The 23096-nt window shown below is 71.8% G+C and carries 23 protein-coding genes; 10 read left to right on the top strand and 13 right to left on the bottom strand.

Features of this window, described 5'->3' with window-relative positions; genetic code table 11:
* Nucleotides 1-4: 4 nt before the first annotated feature.
* The 7 genes from K4B79_RS30250 to K4B79_RS30220 all read right to left on the bottom strand — a co-directional run bounded on the left by K4B79_RS30250 (nucleotide 5) and on the right by K4B79_RS30220 (nucleotide 8112).
* Complete coding sequence (locus K4B79_RS30250) at nucleotides 5-2068, bottom strand: beta-galactosidase (protein ID WP_232030319.1); 2064 nt, start codon at nucleotides 2066-2068, stop codon at nucleotides 5-7.
* A 29-nt stretch (nucleotides 2069-2097) separates the two neighbouring features.
* Nucleotides 2098-2916, bottom strand: coding sequence for a carbohydrate ABC transporter permease (locus K4B79_RS30245; protein WP_232030317.1), 819 nt, complete (start codon nucleotides 2914-2916; stop codon nucleotides 2098-2100).
* Entirely contained in the window at nucleotides 2913-3854 is a 942-nt protein-coding gene (locus K4B79_RS30240) for a carbohydrate ABC transporter permease (protein WP_232030316.1), read from the bottom strand. The genes K4B79_RS30245 and K4B79_RS30240 overlap by 4 nt, the downstream gene beginning before the upstream one ends.
* Nucleotides 3855-3865: 11 nt before the next feature.
* Nucleotides 3866-5203, bottom strand: a complete 1338-nt coding sequence (locus tag K4B79_RS30235; RefSeq protein ID WP_232030315.1) for an ABC transporter substrate-binding protein — start codon at nucleotides 5201-5203, stop codon at nucleotides 3866-3868.
* A gap of 86 nt (nucleotides 5204-5289) precedes the next feature.
* A complete protein-coding gene (locus K4B79_RS30230) occupies nucleotides 5290-6339 on the bottom strand; it encodes a LacI family DNA-binding transcriptional regulator (RefSeq protein WP_232030314.1) in 1050 nt (349 codons plus the stop codon).
* Between the two features lie 160 nt (nucleotides 6340-6499).
* Nucleotides 6500-7360 (bottom strand): hypothetical protein, encoded by an 861-nt coding sequence (locus K4B79_RS30225; RefSeq protein WP_232030313.1) that lies wholly within the window; start codon nucleotides 7358-7360, stop codon nucleotides 6500-6502.
* Between the two features lie 83 nt (nucleotides 7361-7443).
* Nucleotides 7444-8112 (bottom strand): hypothetical protein, encoded by a 669-nt coding sequence (locus tag K4B79_RS30220; RefSeq protein WP_232030312.1) that lies wholly within the window; start codon nucleotides 8110-8112, stop codon nucleotides 7444-7446.
* Between the two features lie 235 nt (nucleotides 8113-8347).
* Between K4B79_RS30220 and K4B79_RS30215 the strand changes: the two genes are divergently transcribed.
* Nucleotides 8348-9454, top strand: coding sequence for an acyltransferase family protein (locus tag K4B79_RS30215; protein WP_232030305.1), 1107 nt, complete (start codon nucleotides 8348-8350; stop codon nucleotides 9452-9454).
* Here the strand turns inward: K4B79_RS30215 and K4B79_RS48365 are convergent.
* The 3 genes from K4B79_RS48365 to K4B79_RS30195 all read right to left on the bottom strand — a co-directional run bounded on the left by K4B79_RS48365 (nucleotide 9415) and on the right by K4B79_RS30195 (nucleotide 13486).
* Nucleotides 9415-11367: an alpha/beta hydrolase gene (locus tag K4B79_RS48365; protein ID WP_308280536.1), complete on the bottom strand. Its 1953-nt coding sequence runs from the start codon at nucleotides 11365-11367 to the stop codon at nucleotides 9415-9417. The two genes, K4B79_RS30215 and K4B79_RS48365, sit on opposite strands and share 40 nt — an antisense overlap.
* A gap of 154 nt (nucleotides 11368-11521) precedes the next feature.
* Nucleotides 11522-12190 (bottom strand): response regulator, encoded by a 669-nt coding sequence (locus K4B79_RS30200; RefSeq protein WP_232030303.1) that lies wholly within the window; start codon nucleotides 12188-12190, stop codon nucleotides 11522-11524.
* Nucleotides 12191-12301: 111 nt separating this feature from the next.
* A complete protein-coding gene (locus tag K4B79_RS30195) occupies nucleotides 12302-13486 on the bottom strand; it encodes a sensor histidine kinase (protein WP_232030301.1) in 1185 nt (394 codons plus the stop codon).
* A gap of 212 nt (nucleotides 13487-13698) precedes the next feature.
* Here K4B79_RS30195 and K4B79_RS30190 point away from each other — a divergent pair, with 212 nt between their 5' ends.
* From K4B79_RS30190 to K4B79_RS30165, 6 genes are all read left to right on the top strand, one after another.
* Nucleotides 13699-14052, top strand: a complete 354-nt coding sequence (locus K4B79_RS30190; RefSeq protein ID WP_232030300.1) for an ArsR/SmtB family transcription factor — start codon at nucleotides 13699-13701, stop codon at nucleotides 14050-14052.
* Nucleotides 14049-14363 carry a hypothetical protein gene (locus K4B79_RS30185; RefSeq protein ID WP_232030298.1) on the top strand — a complete coding sequence of 105 codons (315 nt, stop codon included), beginning with the start codon at nucleotides 14049-14051 and terminating at the stop codon, nucleotides 14361-14363. The genes K4B79_RS30190 and K4B79_RS30185 overlap by 4 nt, the downstream gene beginning before the upstream one ends.
* A 231-nt stretch (nucleotides 14364-14594) precedes the next feature.
* Nucleotides 14595-16757, top strand: coding sequence for an MMPL family transporter (locus K4B79_RS30180; protein ID WP_232030296.1), 2163 nt, complete (start codon nucleotides 14595-14597; stop codon nucleotides 16755-16757).
* A 119-nt stretch (nucleotides 16758-16876) separates the two neighbouring features.
* Nucleotides 16877-17563, top strand: a complete 687-nt coding sequence (locus tag K4B79_RS30175) for a hypothetical protein (protein ID WP_232030295.1) — start codon at nucleotides 16877-16879, stop codon at nucleotides 17561-17563.
* Nucleotides 17564-17636: 73 nt separating this feature from the next.
* Nucleotides 17637-18359, top strand: a complete 723-nt coding sequence (locus tag K4B79_RS30170) for a DUF1775 domain-containing protein (RefSeq protein WP_232030294.1) — start codon at nucleotides 17637-17639, stop codon at nucleotides 18357-18359.
* A gap of 84 nt (nucleotides 18360-18443) precedes the next feature.
* Nucleotides 18444-19070, top strand: coding sequence for an NADPH-dependent F420 reductase (locus tag K4B79_RS30165; protein ID WP_232030293.1), 627 nt, complete (start codon nucleotides 18444-18446; stop codon nucleotides 19068-19070).
* On the opposite strand, the gene K4B79_RS30160 is transcribed toward K4B79_RS30165, so the two are convergent.
* Both K4B79_RS30160 and K4B79_RS30155 read right to left on the bottom strand, forming a co-directional pair.
* The gene (locus tag K4B79_RS30160) at nucleotides 19067-19660 is read right to left on the bottom strand and encodes a DM13 domain-containing protein (protein WP_232030292.1); all 594 of its coding nucleotides are present in this window, start codon (nucleotides 19658-19660) and stop codon (nucleotides 19067-19069) included. The two genes, K4B79_RS30165 and K4B79_RS30160, sit on opposite strands and share 4 nt — an antisense overlap.
* 162 nt (nucleotides 19661-19822) lie before the next feature.
* Nucleotides 19823-20557 carry an alpha/beta fold hydrolase gene (locus K4B79_RS30155; protein WP_232030291.1) on the bottom strand — a complete coding sequence of 245 codons (735 nt, stop codon included), beginning with the start codon at nucleotides 20555-20557 and terminating at the stop codon, nucleotides 19823-19825.
* Between the two features lie 125 nt (nucleotides 20558-20682).
* Here K4B79_RS30155 and K4B79_RS30150 point away from each other — a divergent pair, with 125 nt between their 5' ends.
* Nucleotides 20683-21579: an RNA polymerase sigma-70 factor gene (locus tag K4B79_RS30150; protein ID WP_232030290.1), complete on the top strand. Its 897-nt coding sequence runs from the start codon at nucleotides 20683-20685 to the stop codon at nucleotides 21577-21579.
* Nucleotides 21580-21649: 70 nt separating this feature from the next.
* Nucleotides 21650-22036, top strand: a complete 387-nt coding sequence (locus K4B79_RS30145) for a VOC family protein (protein ID WP_232030289.1) — start codon at nucleotides 21650-21652, stop codon at nucleotides 22034-22036.
* A gap of 10 nt (nucleotides 22037-22046) precedes the next feature.
* On the opposite strand, the gene K4B79_RS30140 is transcribed toward K4B79_RS30145, so the two are convergent.
* Nucleotides 22047-22517, bottom strand: a complete 471-nt coding sequence (locus K4B79_RS30140; RefSeq protein WP_232030282.1) for a GNAT family N-acetyltransferase — start codon at nucleotides 22515-22517, stop codon at nucleotides 22047-22049.
* A 35-nt stretch (nucleotides 22518-22552) separates the two neighbouring features.
* Between K4B79_RS30140 and K4B79_RS30135 the strand changes: the two genes are divergently transcribed.
* The gene (locus K4B79_RS30135; RefSeq protein ID WP_232030281.1) at nucleotides 22553-23062 is read left to right on the top strand and encodes a hypothetical protein; all 510 of its coding nucleotides are present in this window, start codon (nucleotides 22553-22555) and stop codon (nucleotides 23060-23062) included.
* Nucleotides 23063-23096: the final 34 nt, after the last annotated feature.

The following is a 23096-nucleotide window of genomic DNA, read 5'->3' as shown; positions in this document are numbered from 1 at the left end:
CTCCCTAGGGCTGTTCCTCCGTGAGGACCTTGACGTCCCAGGGGCCGAGGGGCACCTCGTCGGCGTATGCCGTGTCCGACAGCGCGTCCCGCAGGGGGCGCGGGACGGGCACGGAGACCGGTTCCCAGGACCAGTTGTGCAGGAAGCGGACGCGGCGGCCGTCCCGGGCGGTGGCCGAGGTGGCGGTGACGCTCGGGTGGCCCGGCCGCCAGGCGCCCTCCGTCTCGGCCGCCCATCGCAGCAGGGCTTCCGCGAACTCCGGATTCGGGACCGTGCCGACGTAGGTGATGCGTCCGGCACCGTGGCGGTGCGTGGTGACGGCGGGCCAGCGGCCGAAGTGCGGGTGCTCGTACGTCGCCAGCACCTCGGCACCCTGCGCCTGGAGGCCGTCGGCCCAGTGCAGGGCGCGGGCCTCGGGCGGTAGGGGCAGGGTGTCCGTGCCGGTCGCCGTCAACGGGGTGCTCAGGTTGCTGAACTCGTCGTAGGTCACGCCCGCCGCCTCGGCCAGCCGGGCGGGCTGGGCGTCGGTGCGGGCCCTGGCCTCGCTGTCGCCGTAGCCGGTGCGCGGGCCGAGCACCAGGTGACCGCCCGCCTCGGCGTAGGCCGTGAGCCGGTCCAGGATCGCCTCGTCGGCCGCGTAGTAGCCGGGCACGACCAGCACGGCAGGCAGGTCGGCTTCGGCGAGCTGCCCCGGGTGCAGGACGCGTGTCTGGAGGCCCGCGTCGAAGGCACCCCGGTAGAAGGCGTCGAAGATCGTCTCGTACGACCGCCCGTCCGGGCCCCCGTCGGCGGTGCCCAGCGGCGGCTGGGCCTGGAGCGCCCACTTGCTGGGGGCGTCGTAGAGGAAGGCGACGTCGGCGTCCGGGGTGAGGGAGGCCACCAGATCGCCCGCCTTCTCCAACTCCGCTCCGAGCGCGGCGAGTTCGCGGTAGACGCGGCCGGGCCGGCCGTTGTGCGGGAGGATGCCGCCCCAGTAGGTCTCGGCGCCGAAGTGCAGCGTGTGCCAGTGCCAGTACTCGATCATCGAGGCGCCGCGGGAGACCAGGGCCCAGGCGGCCTGGCGCCACTGGCCGTCGTAGGCCGGGCGGTTGTCCCACGGGTAGCCGATGGCCTGCGCGTTGGTCTCCGTGACCAGGAAGGGTTCCTGGCGGGAGGAGTACATGCGGTCGGCGCTGCGGTACAGCGCCCAGGTGCCGTTGGTCGTCCAGTGCTGGCCGGCCCCGCCCCTGTCGGGGAGTTCGAGGGCGTCCTGCATCGTGTAGTACGGGTTGCCGGCGGTGACGTCGAGCCGCTCGGTGAGCTTGTCGTCCTCGACGCCGGGGCGGTCGTAGGAGATGCAGGTGGTGACGAACTGGCCGGGGTGAGCATACTCGCGGACGAGGTCCGCCTGCCAGGTGATGAACTCGGTGACCAGGCGGGCCTGGAAGCGCCGCCAGGCCAGGTCGTACTGCGGCTGCACGTTGCCGTCCGGGGTCCACAGGTCGGCCCAGGTGGACAGGCGGTGCGACCAGTAGACCAGGCCCCATGCACGGTTGAGGGTCTCCACGTCGCCGTACTTCTCGCGCAGTTCGTCGGTGAAGCGCTGGAACACGCCGTGGTTGTGCAGGAGATGCAGGCCCGGTTCGTTGTCGACCTGGAAGCCGATCACGGCCGGGTGGTCGGCGTACCGGGCGACGATCTTCCGGATGACCCGCTCGGCGTGGAAGCGGAAGGCGGGGTGGGTGAGGTCGACCTCCTGCCGGGCGCCCCAGCCGATGCGCTCACCGGTGCGCACCTCCCCCGTGATCTCCGGGTACTGGCGGGCCAGCCACGGCGGTACGGCGTACGTCGGGGTGCCGAGGATCACCGAGATGCCCCGCTCGTGGGCGCCGTCCAGGACGGGCTGGAGCCAGTCGAGGTCGAAGCGGCCGTTCTCCGGTTCCCAGGTGGACCACACGGACTCGCCGACCCGGATGACGGTGAAGCGGGCCTCGGCCATCAGGTCGAGGTCGTCCTTGAGCCGCTCGTACGGCTGGTACTCGTGGTAGTAGGCCGCGCCGAACAGGACCCGGGGTGGAAGCTCGAACATCCTTCTCCAATACGGTGGTTGAGTGGGCGTCAGCCCTTGACGGCGCCGGTGGACAGCCCCTCCAGGAGCTGTTTGCGCAGCAGGACGAAGAGGGCGACGGCCGGGACGACGGCGATGACGGCCCCGGCGAGCACCAGGTCGTACTGCCGTTGCTCGGACACGAACAGGGTCTGCAGGCCGAGCGGCAGGGTGTACTGGGAGCTGTCGGAGACCAGCACCAGCGGCCACAGGAAGCTGTTGTAGCTCTGCAGGAACTGCCAGACGGCGAGCGCGCCGAGGGAGGGCCGCAGCAGGGGCAGCACGATGGTGCGGAAGATGCCGAACTCGCTCGCGCCGTCGATGCGGGCGGCCTCCAGGACCGAGTCCGGGACGGACTGCACGATGTACTGCTGCATCATGAAGATCCCGAACGCGGGTGCCACCCAGGGCACGATCAGCGCGAACCAGGGGCTGCCGAGCCCGGTCTTGACGAGGATCACGAACAGCGGCACGAGGATCACCGCGAAGGGGATCGACAGCGAGCTGAACATCACGCCGAACAGCAGCTTCTTCCCCGCGAAGCGGAACTTGGCGAAACCGTAGCCGGCCAGGGCGCAGACGAAGACCGAGACGGTGGTGGCGACGAGGGCGACGACCGTGCTCATCAGGAACCAGCGCCAGAACGGCTGCCCGGAGAACAGGCGTTGGTAGTTGTCGAGGGTGAACGGGTCGGGGATCGGCTGCGGCGGGTAGCCGAAGATGTCGCCGCGCGGCTTGAACGAGCCGCTGAGCGCCCACAGCAGCGGGGCCAGGAAGGCCAGGAGCAGCAGGACCAGGACGCCGTAGAGCGGGATGCGCGCGCGTGTCATGAGGTGGCCCTCCCGATGCCGAGGAGGCGGTTGAAGAGCTGGCTGAGGCCGAAGACCAGGACGAAGAGGACGACGGCCGCGGCGGCCGCGTAGCCGAACTGCTGGCGCTGGAAGGCGGCCCGGTAGATGAACATCGTCACCGACAGGGTGGATTCGGCGGGACCGCCGCCGGTCAGCAGGTACGGCTCCTCGAAGATCTGGGCCGCGCCGATGAAGGAGGTGACGACGACGAACGCCGTCACCGGCTTGAGCGCCGGGAGGGTGACGGTGGTGAAGGTGCGCAGTCGGCCGGTGCCGTCGATGGCGGCGGCCTCGTACAACTCCCGTGGCACGTTCTGCAGTCCGGCGAGGAAGAAGACCGTGAGATAGCCGGTCCAGCGCCACAGCATGACCAGGGCGATGCTCACCTTGGCCAGGCTCGGGTCGCCGAGCCAGTCGACGCCGCCGGTGCCGAACAGGGCGCGCAGCACCGAGTTGACGAGCCCGAACTGCCGGTCGAAGAGCAGCCCGAAGATGAGCGCGACGAGGATCGGGGAGACGACGATCGGCACGAAGTAGGCGGTGCGCCACAGGTCCCGGGCGCGCAGGCCGCGGGTGTTGAGGGCCTGGGCGATGAGCAGGGCGAGCGGGACGACCACGCAGACGGCGACGAGCACGAAGACGGCCGTGTTGCCCAGGGCCCGGTGGAAGCTGATGTCGGTGGCCAGGAGCCGGTAGTTGCGCAGGCCCACCCAGTGCGGGGTGCCCAGGCCGACCCATTCGGTGAGGCTGAGCCACACCGAGACGGCGACCGGGACCAGCATGAACAGCACGTACAGGAGATAGAAGGGCGAGATGAACAGGTACGGCGCCCAGGGGCGGCGCGGGCGGCGGGCGGTGCCGTCCGCTGTCGTACGCTCGTCGGCGGTGCGGGTGGGTCCCGCGATGGCGGTGGTCATGGCGGGGCCTCCTAGCGTCCGGCCTGGTCGCGGTAGTCGGCCGCGGTCTGCTTGAGTGCCTGACGTGGGGTGACGTCGCCGCGGTAGGCGCGCAGGAGGTTGCCGGCGAGGACGTCGAAGAGGATCGACTGGTCGGGGCTCTGGTAGAACGCCGGCACGTCGGGCAGCAGGGAGCGGTAGAGGCGGAAGAGGTGCTGGCCGCCGCAGAAGTCGTCGGTGGTGGCGTTGAGTCCGGGGTCCGTGTAGACGGAGCGGCGGGTGGGCAGGTAGCCGGTCTCGGTGAAGCGGCGGACCTGGCCGTCATGGGTGAGCCAGGTGTTCAGCAGGAAGTCGGTGGCCGCCACCGTGTTGGCCTTGTCCTTGACGACGCCGAATCCGGTGCCGCCCAGCGCGGCGGTCACTCCGCCGCCCTCGGTGAAGCGGGGCAGGGCCCGCACCCGCCATCTCCCCTTCTGTTCGGGCACGTTGGCGATCAGGCCGTAGTTCTTGTACCAGATGGCCATGGGCAGGCCGACGACCTTGCCGCTCTTCAGGGCCGCCTGCATGGCGGCGCCGTAGTAGTCGGAGATGTCGATGACGAAGCCGGTGCGCAGTCCCTCGCACAGGAAGCGCAGTGTCTCCTCGGCCTCCGGGGAGTCCAGGACGAGGTTCTGGTCGGCGTCGAAGAAGGCGCCGCCGCGCTGGTAGAGGAGCATCTGGAAGGACTGGACGATCTGTCCGGGGTCGCTGCCGGCGGTGGAGACGACGCAGAGCGAGGCGCCGTGGTCCCGGTGCACGCGGGCGCCGAGTTCGGCGAACTCCTCCCAGGTCGCCGTGGACTTGGGGAGCTTCCAGCGGGTGAAGAGGTCGTCGCGGTAGTAGTAGACGACCATCGGGGTGTCGGAGTCGAGGGCGTAGACCTTGCCGTCCTTGCCGAAGGGGGCGAGGCGGGCGGGCAGCAGGTCGTCCTTCAGGCCGGGGACGGCGGCGAGGTCGGGGGTGAGGTCGCGCAGGAGGCGCGGGGCGATGTCGCCGCGCAGCATCCTGGGGAAGCTGCCGATCTCGAAGCCGATGGTGTCGGGGGTGCCGCGGCCGGCGACGGCCTGGGCGAGGAGTTTGGTGACGAGGTCGGCGGGTCCGGCCCGGGTGACGTCGAGGTGGTAGCGGAAGTCGGTGAGCCGGTCGGCCTCGGGTATGCCCTTGCGGAAGAAGGTCTCGTATCCGGGGTCGTGGGTCCACAGGGAGAGCGTCACGTCTCCGGAGGTGCGGGCGGTGGTGCTGCCGCCTCCGCAGGCGGTGAGGGCGGCGGCGGTGCCGAGGCCGAGGGCGCCGCGCAGCAGGGTGCGGCGGGTCGGGGGTGCGGTGAACACACGTGACTCCTCACGTGGTGCGGCTACTGGAGGGCGCGTCGCGCCGCCGTCCCGGGCGGTGCGCGCGAACAGGGGTGGTGCGCGGGTCAGGCGACGGGGGCCTGTGCGCGCACCGGACCGCTGGAGGCTCGTACGGTCAGCTCCACGGCGAGGCCGGTGGGTCGGGCCGGGCGAGGGCGGCCCTCGATCATCGCGATCAGCACGTCGACGGCGTGGTCCGCGAGGGCCGTCGTGTCGTGGTGGACGGTGGTCAGGGGCGGTGAGGTGTAGGGGGCGGCGGGGATGTCGTCGTATCCGACGACGCTGATGTCATCCGGGACGGAGAGCCCGGCCTCGGCGAACGCGTGCAGGGCGCCGAGGGCCATGTCGTCGTTGGCGGCGAACACGGCGGTGACGTCGGAGAGTCGGGCGAGCTGCCGGCCGGCGGCGTACCCGGACGCCGGGCTCCAGTCGCCCGCGGTGGGCAGGGGGGGTTCGGGGGCTCCGGCGGCCGCCAGGGCCTCGCGCCAGCCTTGCAGGCGGTCGCGGGCGGCCCACCAGTTCTGCGGTCCGGGGATGTGCCAGACGGTGCGGTGGCCCAGGGAGAGCAGGTGCTCGGTCGCGAGGCGGGCGGCCGCGACGCCGTCGGCGCCGACCACCGCGCTCGCGCCCTCGGTGAGTTCGAGGCCCTCACCGAGGCTGACCACGGGCACGTCCGCGCCGATCCTGAGCGGGGTGCCGTCGTCGATCGGCTCGGACAGGACGATGCCGTCCACGCCCTGTTCCATGAGTGCCTCGACGGCGACCGAGATCCGCTGCCCCTCCAGGGTGCTGGCCAGGGCGAAGGAGTACCCCGCCTGCTGCATCGCCCGTTCCAGCGCGATGAGCAGGGTCGACGGGCCGTACAGGGCGGTGCCCAGGGAGACCACGCCGATGCGCCGGTAGCGGCCCAGGAGCAGGGCGCGCGCCGCGTTGTTCGGACGGTAGTCCAGTTCGCGGATGGCCCTCAGTACACGGTCGCGCACCTCCGGGCTGACGTGCGGTTCACCGTTGACGACCCGGGACACCGTCTTCTGCGAGACGCCGGCGGCCCGCGCGACCTCGGTCATACCGGGACCGCGGCGCCGTCGACCGGGGGTGGGACCGGTTGTCGTCATGGTCTTCTCCTGTCGATGGACTACGTAGTCATCACACCTCAGGCAAGCGCTGAAGAGGCGTGGTGACTACGTAGTCAGGACAGTGACAGGCGACTCCGGGCCGCGTCAATGGTTCGTACGGCGTGAACCTCTGTCGACGACGAACGGGCTCCGGGGACGGTCAGTAGCCGTAGCGGCTCTTGAGGTGGCGCCAGAAGTCACGGAGCATCCACTTGTCGAACTCCGTGATCCGGTCCGCGCTGCCCGCCTTCATCAGGAAGCAGCACTGGCCGGTCGGGGTCCAGTCGTAGAAGTCGTCCAGGCCGAAGGTGTGGCCGACCTCGTGCAGATAGATGTGGATGTTTTCCTGGTCCAGCGCTCCGGTGAAGTACTCCTGGCCGACCCGCTGGCCCCAGTCACCGCCCGCGCCGCCCTGGAAGCCCTTGGTCAGCCACAGCGACTGGTCGTAGTGGCGGGCGGCTCCGCCCGGGCACTTGGAGTAGTTGCCGTCCTGGTGGAAGAAGCGGCCGCAGTCGGGGGCGCACTGCGGGGCTCCGCCGCCGTCGAGGTTCCCGGCGTAGATGTCGACGGAGTTGTCGGTCCACTGGAGGGTGGAGCGGTTCTTCACCGCCCAGCCGACGATGTTGACGGGGACGGTGGTGTACGGCCAGGCGTTGTGGCCGGTGCCGTTGTCGAGCATGGCCGCCATCCACTTACCGAACTGCTTCTTCAGGGCGGCGTGGACGCGGTCGCGCAGTGCGGCGGAGACGGGTGCGTCGGACTCCCAGCGGACGCAGTAGTTGACGCTTCCGCGGTTGGCGACCAGCTGGTCCCAGCCGTAGTTGCGGAAGCCGTAGAGGTTCGGGTAGGTCGACTCGACGTGGTTCCAGACCTCGTTGAGCGGCTGGACCAGGTGCGCGGGCGGGTTCCAGGCGGCGGCCTGCCGTGGAGCCGAGACCTCCGCCGCGGCCGTGCCGGGTGCGGCGAGGAGCGCGGCCACGGCAGCGAGGACGGCGACCAGACGCGCGAGATGGGTGCGCATGGGTGAACTCCCTCGGTGGGGGACGGGATTTCACCTTCAGGTCGCCGCCGGCTCCCGGCGGGTTGCCGCTTTCTGACGGTGGGTCAGCCGGTCTGCGCTCCGGCGGCCGGGACAGCCGCGGGCAGATCGGCCGGCAGGTCGGCGGGCAGGTCGGCCGGCAGCTTGGGCAGTCCGCCGCCGAGCAGCCCCGTGACCAGGCCGAGGACCGGTGTCAGCAGGCCGGTGACGGCACCCAGGACCCCGCCCAGGTCGAGCGAGGTGAGCGCGCTCAGCAGTCCGTCGACGGCCTTCTGGAGCGACGCGAGCAGGTCGGACACGGGGTCCGCGGCGGCTCTGGGGGCGGATTCCGAGGCGGTCTGCGGGGCCGTGGCCGCCGCACCCGAGGCCGTCTCCTGGGCCGTCTCCGGGAGGCCCGCGGCCAGGAGCCGCTGCTGCACGGCGGTGTACGCGGCCCGGACCGTCTCCGCGTACCGCGTCGCCTCGGCCGGGTCGAGGCGGCCGTCTTCCGTCAGGGCGATGGAGTTCACCGCGTCGACCAGCGGGGCGAACACGTCGTCGTGGTCCGCCCTCTCCAGTACGTCGAGCCGCCCCGCGATCGCTTCCGCGGTGGGGGCGGACCACGCCACGGTGGTCCGGTCCGCGGTCTCCGCGTGGAGGTCGCTCGCTGCCGCGGCGGTGCCGACCGGCACGAACAGCAGGGCCGAGCACAACAGGGGCGGCAGGAGGAGACCGCGGGATACCAGGGGGCGCATGCGCGTTCCTTTCGAATACGTTGTCCTGGGCCCACCGTGAGAAGGCCCACCCCCGGCCGCAACCGGTCCTGGCGCCCGCGCGTCGCCGAGGCAGCCCGCGAGGCGGCCCTGACCAGCGCCTTTTCCGTGTCGGGCGCCCCCTGTCGGCCGTCGGCCGGCATTCGCCCGTCAGAGTATGAGCGGCCTCTCACCGGCGCGGAGGTTTGGGCCGCCCGCAACCGGTCAGGCGCGGCGGATGTCGTCGTTCTCCCCCGCCCCGGCCTCGATCTCCGTCCCCCGCGCATCCGAGAGGCCGACGCCTCCAAAGGCCAGAACGGCACAACGCGACGCCTTCTTCGACAACGCCAAGTACCTGGCGATCGTGCTGGTGGCTATGGGCCACGCCTGGGAGCCGCTGCGCGCCGACAGCCGTACCGTCACCGCGCTCTACACGATCGTCTACGCCTTCCACATGCCGGCCTTCATCATCATCTCCGGCTACTTCTCGCGCGGCTTCGACGCGAGCCCCCGGAAGATCAAGCGCCTGGTCACCGGGGTCGTCGTCCCCTACGTCGTGTTCGAGACGGCGTACACCTACTTCACCCGGTGGTCCGACGGCGTCCCCGACCGGCCGGTCAGCCTGCTGGACCCGCTGTACCTGACGTGGTTCCTGGCGGCGCTGTTCGTCTGGCGGCTGACCACGCCCGTCTGGAACAAGCTGCGCCATCCGCTGCCCGTCGCGCTCACCGTCGCGGCGCTGGCGTCGCTGTCACCGGGCATCGGAGGAGACCTCGACCTCCAGCGCACCCTGCAGTTCCTGCCCTACTTCGTGCTCGGCCTGTGCCTGCGGCCGGAGCACTTCAAGCTCGTACGCACCTGGCGGACGCGGCTGCTGGCGGTGCCGGTCTTTCTGTCCGCGCTGGTCTTCTCCTACTGGGCGGTGCCGCGGATGGACTACGCCTGGTTCTTCCACCGCGCCGCCGCCCAGGAGTTCGGCGTGCCCGCGTGGTACGGGCCCTTGATGACACTCGCCCTGTTCGGCTGCTCCCTGACCCTGGTCGCCTGCTTCCTGTCCTGGGTGCCGGGACGGCGCATGTGGTTCACCACGCTGGGCGCCGGCACGCTCTACGGCTACCTCCTCCATGGCTTCCTCATCCAGGCCGGCAACCACTGGGAGTGGTTCCGCCACGACTGGCCCCACTCCCCGCTCGGCGAGATCGCCGTCACCCTCGTCGCCGGCCTGGCCGTGACCGCCCTGTGCACCGCACCCGTCCGGCGGGTCTTCCGGTGCGTGATGGAGCCGAGGATGGACTGGGCGTTCCGTCAGGACCGGAACCGGGAGCCGGCGTCGGCTCCCGCATGACCGCCGGGGACCGGGGCGAGGGCCCTGAGCAGTACCGGCAGGGCGTGGTGCAACTCCCGTTCGCCGTAGGCCGGATGGTGGGTGCCCGCGTGGAAGTGGCCGGTCACCGGTGCGCCGAGCTGCCGTAGCCGGGTGTGCAGGGACCGGGTCAGGTCCTGGATGACGGCTTCCGAGGGGTCGTACGCGCTGCCGGGCGGATCCAGCGGCCCGGGCGTGCCGTCGCCCGTGGACAAGTAGACCGGCGTACGGCGCAGGCGCTCGGCCAGGTGGTACGGGTCGTGCGCCTGCCAGACGGCGCGCTGGGCCCCTGGGTCGCCCCAGAGGGCGTCCAGGTCGCCGCCGTACGCCTCCTCCAGCAGGGGCCAGACCTCGCGCATGCGGGGGTGGAGGAGGTGCACGGGCCCGCTGAAGCTCGCGGCGGCGCGGAACAGGTCCGGGCGGCGGGCCGCGTAGGACACCGCGCCGAAGCCGCCCATCGACAGCCCGGCCGCGGCACGGCGGGTTCCGGCGCCGTAGCGCTGTTCGAGCAGCGGGCGCAGCTCGTCCAGGTGGAAGGTCCCCCAGGCGGGCGGGCCGCCACTGCCGTGGTTCCACCAGTCGCTGTAGAAGCCGGCCTGCCCGCCCTCCGGCATCACCACCAGGACATCCCGCAGCGCGGGTAGTTCCTCAATGTCGGACTCGCGGATCCAGGTCTTGTACGTCTCCGGCTCGAACCCGCCGTGCAGGAGGTAGAGCACGGGCCAGGTGTCGCCGGGCCGCCGCCGCTCCCAGCCGTCCGGGGTCAGCAGCCGCACCTTGGCGGTCCCGCCCAGGGCGGGCGAGTCGACGGTGAGGTCGACCTGGCGGTGCCCCACCCGCTCCTCCGCCCGCACCTCCGGCTCGCGCAGGGCGTCCAGGAGGAGGGGCAGCGAGCGGTGGAACTCGCGCGTCCAGTAGGGCGGGGAGTGCGTGCCCGCGTAGAAGTGTGTCGTCACCGGGGTGCCGAGAGCCCTCAGACGGGCGGCCACCGCCTTCGACTCGCGGTGCATGAGGGTCTCCGTCGGGGAGACGGCGTCCTTGGGGAACGGGTCGGCCGGGTCCTCCAGTCCCGGGATCTCAGGGTCGGGTTCGGTGCCCGGTGGGTCAAGGACGCCGACCCGGCCGTCGCCGCTGGAGAGATACACCGGTGTGGTGCGCAGCCGGTGGGCCAGGTGGTAGGGGTCGTGGGCCCGCCAGACCGTGCCCTGGGCGACCGGGTCGCCCCACAGGGCCTTCCAGTCCAGGCCGAGGTACGTCATCGCGGCCTTGACCGCGTGCGGGTGCCGGCTGGGATGCACGAAGCCGCTGTAGCTCGCCGCCGCGCGGAAGAGGCCCGGGTGGCTTGCCGCATAGGAGAGGGCGCCGAACCCGCCCTGCGACTCCCCGGCGGCCGCACGACGGGTGCCCGCCCCGTAGTGGTGCTCCAGGAGGGGCCGCACTTCACGCAGGTGGAAGCTCTCCACGGCGGGCGGGCCGCCCCGGCCGTGGTTGAACCAGTCGCTGTAGAAGCCGAACAGCGGCATCTCCGGCATCACGACGAGGACGTTCCGCAGCTGGGGCAGGTTCTGGAGGCGGGCGTCGTAGTCCTCGGTCCAGGCCCTGTGGTTTCCGTCGCCGCCGACCAGCAGGTACAGCGTCGGCCAGGTGTCGCCCGGTTTCCGGTCCTCCCAGCCGTCCGGCGTCAGCAGCCGGACCTTCGCGGTGCGGCCCAGGGCGGGCGAGTCGACGGTGAGGTCGACCAGGCGCTCGCCCACCTCTTCCTCGGCCGTGATCCGCGCTCCGTGGGGCGCGGGCGGGGTCTCCCCGGCGTGAGCGCGGGAGACCCCGGCCGTCAGCAGGAGCTCGGCGACGACCAGGACGAGCAGCAGCCGCAGGCGGGCGGGGGTCCACGGCATGGTGAAACTCCTTTCGCGGAAAGGCTCTTGGTCCATGCCGACGACCGTAGGAGGCCCGGACGACCCGGACATCCGCCGCCGGGAGTCGACGGCTACTCCGCCGGGAGCAGGGGCCGGCGTGTCCGACCCGGCGAGTACACAAGCCCGCCGGAGGTCAGCGCTCGCCCGGCCTGACCAGCCCCGTCTCGTACGCCAGCACCACCAGCTGGGCCCGGTCCCGTGCGCCGAGCTTGGTCATCGCCCGGCTCACATGGGTCTTCGCGGTCAGCGGGCTCATGAGCAGGGCCGCACCGATCTCCTCGTTGCCGAGCCCGCCCGCGACCAGGGCCATCACCTCGCGCTCCCGCTCGGTCAGCACCGCCAACCGCTGCCGGCCCGCCGCCTCGGGTGCCTTCAGCCGGGCGAACTCCTCCACGACCGCGCGCGTGACGGCCGGTGCGAGCAGGCTCCCGCCGGCCGCGACCGCGCGGATCGCCGCCCGCAGGTCGTCCGGCTCCACGTCCTTCAGCAGAAAACCGGCCGCGCCGTGCCGCAGTGCCTCGAAGACATACGCGTCGACCTGGTACGTCGTGAGCACCAGCACCCGTACGGCGTCCAGGCCGGGGTCGGCGGCGATGCGGCGGGTGGCCTCGATGCCGTCGACGCCGGGCATGCGGATGTCCATCAGGACGACGTCGGGCCGGGTCAGGCGTACCGCCTCCACGGCCTGCTTCCCGTCGGCGGCCTCCGCGACCACCACGAGGTCGTCGGTCAGGTCCAGCAGGGCGCGGAACCCGGCGCGGACGACGGTCTGGTCGTCCGCGAGCACGACCCGCACGGTCATCGTCCACCTCCGGTCACGATCAAGCTTCCCCCACCGTCATCCGCGACCTCCCCATCACCCTCGTCCTCTCCCATCACCCTCGCCCTCTCCCATCACCCTCGCCCTCTCCCATCACCCTCGCCCTCCCCCGTCACCCTCGCCGTCGGCCCGGAACACCGCCCGTACCCGAAAGCCGCCCTCGGGACGCGGCCCGTGGTCGATCGTGCCTCCGGCGGCGAGCGCGCGCTCACGCATTCCGATCAGTCCGAAGCCGCCCTCCGCCGTCCCGGAGGACCCGCCGTCGTCCACGACCTCCACCGTCAGCCGGTCGTTCTCCCGGACGACCGAGACCGTCGCGTGCCGGGCTCCCGCGTGTTTGACGACGTTCGTCAGTGCCTCCTGGACGATCCGGTACGCGGCGAGCCCGACCACCGGCGCCGCTCGCTCCGGCTCCCCCTCCCGGCGGAGCGTGATCGCCACGCCGCCGCCCGCGAAGCGCTCGACCAGTTCCGGGATCCGGTCCACCCCGGGGGCGGGTTCCGCAGGGTCGCCGTCCGGGTCCCGCAGCACGGTGACCGTCGCCCGCAGCTCGCGCACCGCGTCCTTGCCCGAGTCGCGCACCTGCCGCAGCGCCCGCCGCGCCACCTCCGGCCGTACGTCGAACGCGTCCAGCGCCACGCCCGCCTGGACGGTCATCGCCGTGACCGTGTGCGCGACGACGTCGTGCAGCTCGCGGGCGATCCGTACCCGCTCCTCGTTCACCCGGCGGGCCGCCTCACGTTCCCGGTCCTGCTCGGCGCGGGCGGCGCGGGCGGCGTACTCGTCGAGCAACTGCCGCCGGGTGCGTACGACTTCACCGAGGAGCAGCGGCACGAGCGGCCACAGCATCTCCAGTACCGGCAGTCCCTGCGGGTTGACCACGTCGTGGCCCACCGCCAGAGCGACCGCCCCGGAGGCGAGTGAGGCGGCGAGGCCCGTCCACAGGGTGCGGGTGCGGTCGCCCCGCACGGCGACCGTGTACAGCGCCACGATCGTCGGCAGGTTCAGCAGTTCACCGATGTGCCCGTGCAGCGCCCAGCCCGCGCAGGCGGCCCCGGTCACCACCGCCACCGTCCTCGGCCATCGCCGCCGCCACACCAGGGCCGCCAGCGAGACCGCGAGCAGCAGCCAGGTGAACGAGTCCGCCTGCCGGTACTGCGGGTCGTTCGCCGCCGCGTCCAGTCCGGTGAACCAGGCGACCACGGCCACCACCAGCAGGTCCACGGCACGCGGCGGCAGTGCCCGGAGCCGGTCGGCCGGACGGTCGAAGGTCGTCACCCGCCCACCGTAGGAGCGAGGGCACGGGGGCGCATACGACGGCGGGAGTATCCGCGCGGTCGGCGACAGGAGGTCCCGGACACGACCCTGAGCCGACCCTGAGATGTCCCCCATCCGACCCCCATCTGTCCCCGAGAGGTGTCAGAAAACTTTGACAGGTGCTTCCCGCGCCTGTCAGTCTTTTCTGACAGGTACGACGGAAAGGGGCCGCAATGCCCGAGGTCCCGCCTCCGGCACCGACGGGCGACACCTTGCTGAAGGTGCTCTCCGCGCTCGGCAATCCGCACCGCATGCGGATCGTCGCGGCACTCGTGGAGCGCCGGAACTACGTCAGCGCGCTGGCCCGCGAGATCGGCATGGGCCGTCCGCTGCTGCACATGCACCTACAGCGCCTGGAGGCGGCCGGACTGGTCGTCGGCACGCTGGAGCTCGCCGAGGACGGCAAGGCGATGAAGTACTTCGACGTCGCCCCGTTCTTCTACGAGTTGACGCCCCAGGTCATCGCCCGGGCCGCCGCGACGATCACCGAGTCCGCCGATCGGACCGAGAAAGAGGACGCGAAGTGAAGGAGCAACTGGTGACCCTCGCCGCCACGGAGGACGAGTGGGGGGTGCTGGTCGGCGCCGTCGGCGCGGCCGGGCTCTTCACGCTGCTCATCGTGATCGTCTGGCAGGTCGCCGCCACCTGGCGGGCCCGCATGCTGGCGGCACGCGAGGAGCAGTACAAGGAGCTCGCCGTCAAGTACGCCCGACTCCTGGAGGACACGGTGGAGTTGCAGCGCCGGACGGTCGAGGAGCAGCGGCAGACCCTGGACGAGCTGACGCAGACCCGGCTGGCGGTCGGCTCGATGGAGAAGATGATGCGCGAGATCGAGTAGAGCACCGGCGGAGGTACGGCCGGATACGGACGGATGCGGCCGGATGCAGCCGGATGCAGCCGCGTACGGCCGGGAGCGGCAACTCCCGGCCGTACCGAGGAAGAACACCTTCGGTCACACATCCCGTACGCCACGGCAGGTTGTCACACCCTGTGCGCCGTGGCGCGGGTCCCGTGCGCCCCGATGCCGGTCACCGACCGGCGGCGCGCTTCCCACCCAAGGAGATTACTCATGCGTGCACTGTTGCAGCGCGTCGCCCGTGCGCCCGGCGGGCGGGGCGGCTGGGGGTCCCCCCTCTGGGGGAGGATGGTGCTGGCGGCCTGGCTGATCCTGGTCGTCGTGCTCGGCCCGCTGGCCGGAAAGCTCGGTGACGTCGAGGACACGGGGGCCAACGCCTTCCTGCCGCGCGGGGCCGAGTCCGCGCGCGTCAACACCGAGCTGGAGAAGTTCCGTACGGACACGATCGTGCCGGCCGTGGTCGTCTACACCGGTGCCGCCCCGGGCGCGAAGGCGGCGGCCGACCGGAGTGCGTTCGCGAGGTTCGCGCCCGTCGGCGAGGAGGTCTCGCGGCCGGTCCCGTCGGACGACGGCAGGGCCCTGATGACGGTGGTCCCGCTGGACAGCGAGGACGACGTCACCGCCAAGGTCGACGAGCTGCGGGAGATCGCCCACGCGAACGCACCGCCCGGCGTGGATGTCGAGGTCGGCGGCCCCGCCGGCTCTCTCACCGACTCGGTGGCGGTCTTCGACAGCCTCGACTCGACGCTGCTGCTCGCCACGGGTCTGGTGGTGGCGGTCCTGCTGCTGATCACCTATCGCAGTCCCGTGCTGTGGCTGCTCCCGCTGTTCTCGGTCGGCTTCGCGGCCGTCCTCACCCAGGTCTGCACCTACCTGCTGGCCCGGCACGCCGGCCTGCCCGTGGATCCGCAGAGCGCCGGCGTGCTGATGGTGCTCGTCTTCGGCGTCGGCACCGACTACGCGCTACTGCTGATCGCCCGCTACCGCGAGGAGCTCCACCGCCACGAGGACCGGCACACGGCCATGCGCGTCGCGCTGCGCCGCTCCGGCCCGGCGATCCTGGCGTCCGCCGCCACCATCGCCGTGGGACTGGCCTGTCTGGCCTTCGCCGACGTCAACTCCTCGCGCTCGCTGGGCCTGGTCGGCGCGGTCGGGGTCGTCTGTACCTTCCTCGCGATGGTCACCGTGCTGCCGGCGCTGCTCGTCGTCGCGGGCCGCTGGGTGTTCTGGCCGCTGATCCCGCGCCACGGCCCGCCCGCCCGCAAGGCGGACACGGTGTGGTCCCGGATCGGTTCCGCCGTCGCCCTGCGGCCCCGCTGGTCGTGGCTGATGTCCGTCGCCGTGACCGGGGTGCTCGCGCTGAGCGCGGCCGGCATGTCCATGGGCCTCACCCAGGCCGAGCTGTTCCAGGACAAGCCCGAGTCGGTCGTCGCCCAGGAGCGGATCTCCGCGCACTATCCCTCGGGCGCCTCCGATCCCGCGAAGGTCGTCACGGGCACGGACCGGGCGGCCGAGGTCCGTACGGCCGCCGCCGCGGTCAACGGCGTCGCGCGGGTGGAGGACGGCGCAGACCGCACCCCGGACGGCGAACTCACCACGCTGTCCGTGGTGTTGGCCGACGCCCCGGACAGTACGGCGGCCAAGGGCACCATCGACGACCTGCGCGCGGCCGTGCGTCCGATGGACGCGCTGGTCGGCGGCAGCACCGCCGAGGCGCTGGACACCCAGCGCGCCGCCGGCCGCGACCTCACGACCGTCATCCCGATCGTGCTGCTCGTCGTCCTCGGTGTCCTGATCGGGCTGCTGCGGGCCCTCGTCGCCCCGCTGCTGCTCCTGGCCACGGTGGTGCTGTCGTACCTCGCCGCCCTGGGCGCCTCGAACCTCCTGTTCGAACAGGTCCTGGGCCACGCGGGCGTCGACTGGTCGATCCCCCTCATGGGTTTCGTGTTCCTGGTCGCGCTCGGTATCGACTACAACATCTTCCTCATGCACCGAGTGAAGGAGGAGGCCACGCGCCTCGGTCCGACCCGGGGCGTCCTGGAGGGGCTGACGAGAACCGGCGGCGTGATCACCTCCGCCGGTGTCGTCCTCGCCGCCACCTTCGCCGTCTTCGCCGGACTGCCGCTGGTCACCATGGCCCAGATGGGCGTACTCGTCGGCATCGGCGTCCTGTTGGACACCTTCCTCGTCCGCACGGTCCTCGTGCCCGCCCTCGCCATCGACCTGGGGCGGTGGTTCTGGTGGCCGGGAACGCTCTTCCGCCGATTCGGCCACGGCGAGGACGACGGACCGGGAACGGCCGTTCCGGGCCCGGCGGCCCCCGCGGTCCCGGCCGCCCCGACGGTCCCTGCCCGGACCCGGGGTGTGCGCCGGTGAGGCGTCGGTCGGCAAGGCGGTCCGGGGGCCGCCCGTCCGGTGCGCCGTCCGTGAGGTCTCGGCCTCTTTCCCCGACCCGCCTGCCGAGCGCATGAGCGATGGCCCATGATGAGCGGGCCATGCACCAGCCGGTCACATCGTCGCGCGCACCGCTGCCCGTCCTCCGGGCGGCGGTGTTCGCCGCCGTCGGCACGCTGCTGGGGACGAGCGCCCACCATCTGCTCTCCCCCGGCCCGCCACCCTGGGCGCAGGGCGCGGCCGCGGGCGCCGTGCTCTTCGGGCTGGGGCTCGCCGGCGCGCGCCGCCCCCGGCGCGCGGCCACGGTCGTCGTCTGCGGCGTCGCCGGACAGTCGGGGCTGCACCTGTGGCTGACGCTGACCGCGCACCCCCGGCCCCTGGAGCGGGCGCACGCGCCGCATCACGGGCCCGCGTCCGCGCCCGTCCGGGCCGGTGCCGGCGTCCCGCGCGACCCCGGTCCGCCCTGGCAGGAACGGCTCCACCACTCCGTGGCCATGACGGTCGCGCACGCGCTGGTCGCCGTGCTCGTCGCGGTCCTGCTGCACCGGGCGGACGCGGCGTGCTGGGCACTGGCCCGCGAGGTGACGACCGTGTGCGGGACGGTCCGGGGCCGCCTCGCCGTCGCCCGCGCCCTGGTCGCGGGACGAGCGGCGGCGCCCGCGGGCGCCGGGGTGCAGCTCCTCCTGCCGACCGAGCGCGAGCGACGGCCGGCCATGAGCCGGATCCTCGCGGACGCGGTGATCCGGCGGGGCCCTCCCCCGGCGGTGGCAGCCCCACTCGTCAACTGACCCGGCCCGAGCGGCGGTTCACACCGTTCGCCGTACGGCCCTTCGCCCCGTCCCCTTGCCTGGAGAGACATCCATGTCCCGCATCACCCTGGCGCGTACGGCGGTTGCCGCGGCCGCCGCGGCAACCGCCGTCCTGCTCACCGCCGTTCCGGCCGCCGCCCATGTGGAGGTCGAGTCCGACAACGCCCAGGCCCTCGCCCAGAACGTGGCCCTCACCTTCACGGCCGAGTCGGAGTCCGGCACGGCCGGGATCACCGAGCTGCGGGTGATCCTGCCCAAGGGCATCACGCCCGCCGACGTGGCCTACGGCAAGGGCCCCGAGGGCTGGAAGTTCAGCACCACGGCCGACGGCTACGCCGTGAAGGGCCCGGCCCTGAAGGTCGGCGCCGATGTCGAGCACTCGGTCGTGGTTCGGCAGCTGCCCGACGCGAAGGAGCTGGTGTTCAAGACGCTTCAGACCTACGGCGACGGCAAGGTCGACCGTTGGATCGAACTGAACGACTCCGGCGGCGACCACGGGCACGGCAACGAGGCCCCGGTCCTCGCACTCAAGGCGGCCGCCCCGGGCGCGAAGCCGGTCAGCCCCTCCCCCAGCGCACCGGACACCCCGTCGGCGTCCCCCACTCCGACCACGGAGCCGGCCGCCTCACCGGACACCCAGGTCGCCGCCGACACCGCGAACGACGACGACAACGGCATGTCCGCCGTCGCCTGGACCGGCATCGCCGCCGTGTTCGTCGTCGCGCTCACGGCGGTGGTCTTCGCCGTGCGGCGCCGCAACAGCGCCCAGCGGTAGCCCACGGAACTACGTCTTTGGTGCCGGTCCCGCCTGGTCCCGCGGCCCGATCCGCCGCGTCTTGGGGGCGGTTAGCGTCGCAGCATGCGTATAGGACTGCTTGGCACCGGCAATGTCGCCCGCGCTCTGGCCCAGGGCTGGAGCGCGGCAGGACACGACGTCCTCCTCGGTTCGCGCCACCCCAAGGAGCGGACGGACCTCGCCTTCCGCGTGGAGGGTCTGGCCGAGACGGCCGCCCACGCGGAGGTGCTGGTCAACGCCACTCCGGGGACCGTCTCCGTGGACCTGCTGCGCTCCATCGGGGCGCCGGCGCTGGCCGGCACCCTGCTGATCGATGTCGGGGTCGGTCTCTCCGACGACTTCACCGAGCTCTCGCACCCCAACAGCAGCCTGGCCGAACAGATCCAGGAGGCCTTCCCGCTGACCCCCGTCGTCAAGACGCTGTGCACCATGGACTCCACCGTGATGATCGCCCCTCACGCTCTGGAGGGCCCCAGCACCGTCTTCCTCTCCGGCAACGACGCCGAGGCCAAGCGGACCACCGCCCGCCTGCTGACCGACCTCGGCTGGCCCGCTTCGTCCCAGCTGGACATCGGCGACCTCACCACCGCACGCGGCCAGGAACACTTCGCCCTGCTCTTCATGGGCATCGCGAACGGTCTGGGCGCCCACACGTTCAACATCAAGGTGGTCCCGGGCGCCTCGGCCTAGACCTCGCGGGCGAGTTCGGCCGCGCCGAAGGACACGTCGAACCGGTCGCACCAGATGCTGACACTGGTGAACTCGGCCGGATCGACGTCCGCGGGCAGGGGGTAGTTCTGGCTGCCTTTGTTGCCCTTGAGCTTGCCGAGGCTGACGTACGCGCCGTCGTCGAAGACGTGCCAGCCCGCCCGCCCCTCCTTCACCGGCGCGTCGGTCAACCACACCCGCAGGTCCGGGCCGTTGCTGGTGTCGAGGTTCTCCAGCCGGACGACATGGGAGCCGTCGGCGAGCCGTACGAGCTTCACCGTGCCCGAGGTGGTGTGCTCGTGGCTGATCAGCTCACCGTCGGCCACGGTCCGGGGCCCGGACTCAGGCGTCGGCGTCGGTTTCGCTGCCGGGGTGGAGGCGTCGGCCTCGGAAGGTGCGTCCGCCTCGGGGGCCGGCGTCACCACGACACCGGGCAGGGCCTCCTCGACCGTCTCGTCCTGCCAGAGCTTCCACGGCTGGAACCAGTACAGCCCCAGGCCGGCACCGGCCACGGCCACCACCAACACCCCGATGGCCCACGGCCTGCCCAGCATCTTGCGCACGCGCCCCATTCCCGCCTCGCTTCGTGAGAACGTCCCCGTCACCACCCATCCAACGGGACGGGCGGCCGTCGTACAGCAGATAAGTGATGACGAAACCCTTACGTCGACACCGCACCCGCGGTCATCGACGCCCCCGGTCATCCCCCTGTCACCCCCTGGCCGGCCGCCCGGTCAGCCGCCCGTGCGCGCGCTCCAGTGCGCCTCCAGGAGGGCGGCCACCTCGGCGGGCCGCTGGAGCAGCGTCCAGTGGTTGCAGTCGAGTTCGGCGACCGTGGTCGCGCGCAGGGCGACGCCCAGTTTCCGGCCGAACTCGACCGGACAGGCCGGGTCCAGCGCCCCGCAGAAGACAAGGGACGGCGCGGAGGCCTGCGCGAGAGCCGGTTCCCACTCCGCGCCCACGGTCACGGCGGAGCGGTAGAGCCGGAGGATGCTGTCCTTCATCGGCCCGTCCACCCGGCCGGCCATCTCCTCGGCCAGGTCCGGGGGGACGTCGAAGCCCGCCACCAGGTCGGCGGCGAATGCCTCCGCCTTCAGCTCGGCCATGAAACGGTCGCCCTCGGCCCGGTCCTGCCACACCTGGGCGACCGGATGCCAGACGTACTCGGCGCTGATCGGCCCGCTGCCCCCGGCCCATGTGCGGACCAGGTCGGGCCGCAGGGACGCGATGCGCGCGGTGAGGATGCAGCCCCAGTCGTGGCCGACCAGGTCCACCGGCTCGCCGATCCCCTCCAGCCGTTCGACGAGCAGGTCGACGTACTCCTCCTTGGTGGAGCCGAAGCCGGCCGGACGCGGTGCGCCGAACCCGGGCAGGTCCCAGGCCTCCACGTCGCTCCGGGTCAGGTGTCGGCGTACGCCGTCCCATACGCGGTGGGTGTCGGGGACGCCGTGGATCAGAATCGCAGGCATGCGGGGCCCTTCATCGGTGGACGGGACCGAGCATCGTGTCACACGGGCACAGTGAGTGACACCGTGTTTCCAGCGCGGCTGCGGCGACTTGTAGCATGGTGGCCTTCGGATACGAGGGGACGACCATGCAGACTGGGGATGGCACCGGTTCCCTCGACCGGGCGACCAGGGAGTTTCTCGCGGCCCGTCCGCGGCTCTTCGGTATCGCCTACCGCATGCTCGGCAGCGCTGTGGAGGCCGAGGACGTCGTCCAGGACACCTGGCTGCGGTGGCAGAACACCGACCGCGCCTCCGTCCGCGAGCCGCTGGCCTTCCTGACGACGATCGCCACGCGACTGTCCATCAACGTCGCCCAGTCCGCCCGGGTACGGCGGGAGTCGTACGTCGGCCCGTGGCTTCCCGAGCCGCTCGACACCAGCCTGGATCCGCAGGTGGGGGCGGAGCGGGCCGAGGCGCTCGAACTGGCGGTCCTCTTCCTCCTGGAGAAGCTGAACCCGGTGGAGCGGGCGGCCTATGTCCTCAGGGAAGCCTTCGACTACCCCTACCACCAGGTCGCGGACATCCTGGAGACGAGCGAGGGCAACACCCGCCAGCTGGTCAGCCGGGCCCGCAAACACCTGGCCTCCGAGCGCAAGGAGCGCGTCGACCCGGCCGATCACAAACGGCTGCTGGAGGTGTTTCTCGCCGCCGCGCGGACCGGTGATCTGGCGGTGCTGGAGAACGTCCTCGCCGCGGACGTCGTCAGCTACTCCGACGGCGGCGGAATGCGGGGCGCGTCGAGGATTCCGGTCGTCGGCCGCACGCACGTCTCCAAGTACCTCGTGGCCTTCGCGCCCCGGTTCTGGCCCCCGACGGACACCCGGTGGGTGGAGGCCAATGGGCGGCCGGCCGTTCTCATCTCCGCCGACGGTGACGCGGTGGCGCTGTTGTCCGTCGACGCGTCCCCCGACGGGATCGACCGGATCATGTGGATGATGAACCCGGAGAAGCTGGTGCCGTACGTGGAGTCCCTGAGCGCCTGATCCGCCACGGGGCGTACCTGTGTGGCGTCCGTTGTGGCGTCCGTGGCGGATGTCAGGAATGCTGGCGCGCATGGTTTCGGTGGTGCAGAACGTGGCGATCGACTGTGCGGATGCTTATGAACTGGCCCGGTTCTGGAGCCGGGTGACCGGCCGGCCCCAGCATCCGGAGGACAGGCCGGGTGATCGGGAGACACAGGTGCCGCTGGCGGAGGGCCCGGTGCTGTACTTCAACCAGGTGCCCGAGGCCAAGAAGGTCAAGAACCGGATCCATCTGTGTCTGCGCCCCGAGACCTCACGGGATCAGGAGGTGGAACGGCTGCTCGGGATCGGTGCCACCTTCGTCGCCGACCACCGCAATCCCGACGGCTCCGGCTGGGCGATCCTCGCCGACCCCGAGGGCAACGAATTCTGCGTCCTGCGCAGCGAGTCCGACCGGATGGCGGGCGGCTCCGAGTGACTACCGCGCCTCATCGCAGGGCCGCCCTGAACCGCAACTCGGGGCGCTCCCAGGCCACCTTCGGCGGCGACGGGGCGATCGTCCCCACCCGCTCGGCGCCCAGATGCCGGTAGAACTCCTCGGCCGGAGGGTGGGAGACCACGCGCACATCGGTCAGGCCGACCTCCCTGGCCTGACCGATCATGTGCTCGATGAGGAGTCGGCCGACGCCCCTTCCCTGCGCGTCATCGGCCACGAACGCCAGATCCAGTTCCGGCGGCTCCACCACCAGGGCGTAGAAGCCGAGCAACCGCCCGTCCGCGTCGACGGCCACGAAGACCCGGTGCCGGGCGATGTAGTCGGCGGTGACCCGGTAACCGGAGATGATCGAGGCGTACGTCCCCCGGTAGGCGCCGGACTCCTGGATCAGGGCGGTGAGGCGCTCCGTGTTCGGAAAACGGTGGGTTCCAGTGACGTACCCACCGGTGGGAAACCACTGCATATGATGCTTTCCAGGGGAATCCATGGGAGGAACACATGGTCTCTGTGACCCACACGCCACACGACATCGAGCTCACCGCCGAGAGCCTGCAGTCGGAGCTGGCCCGCCTGGAGCTCCAGAAGCAGGCGCTGGAAAGGGAGTTGGCCGCGGTCGTGGCACATCTCGGCTCGGTGCAGCGGGCCCTCGGCGCCCTGGAGACCGCGCTGCTGCGCCCGGCCACCACCGTGTCGGAACGGGAACCGGAACCGGCCTCGGCATCCGTCGAGGCGGGCGCGGATCCGGCCCCTCCCCGGCGCGGGGATCTCACCGAGGAGTCCGACGGGCACAAGAGGTACGGCAAGCTCACCGAGCAGATCATGGAGTACTTCGCCGAGGTCGGGGACGTCGACGTGCGGGCCCGTGATGTCGCGGCGGCACTCGGTCGTGACACCGACAGCGGAAGCATCAACGCGGTGCGCAGCACGCTCGACCGGCTCGTCGGCACGTCCCGTGTCCGGCGCGCGGGGCGGGGCCTCTACCGTGCCGCGAAGCCCGGAACACGGTGATCGGCCGCAGCGGGGAGGCTGTGCGTCCCGGGCC

Origin of the sequence: Streptomyces lincolnensis (assembly GCF_021173675.1) — a bacterium.
Lineage (GTDB): Bacteria > Actinomycetota > Actinomycetes > Streptomycetales > Streptomycetaceae > Streptomyces > Streptomyces lincolnensis_B.
This window is presented reverse-complemented; position numbering and strand designations above follow the sequence as displayed.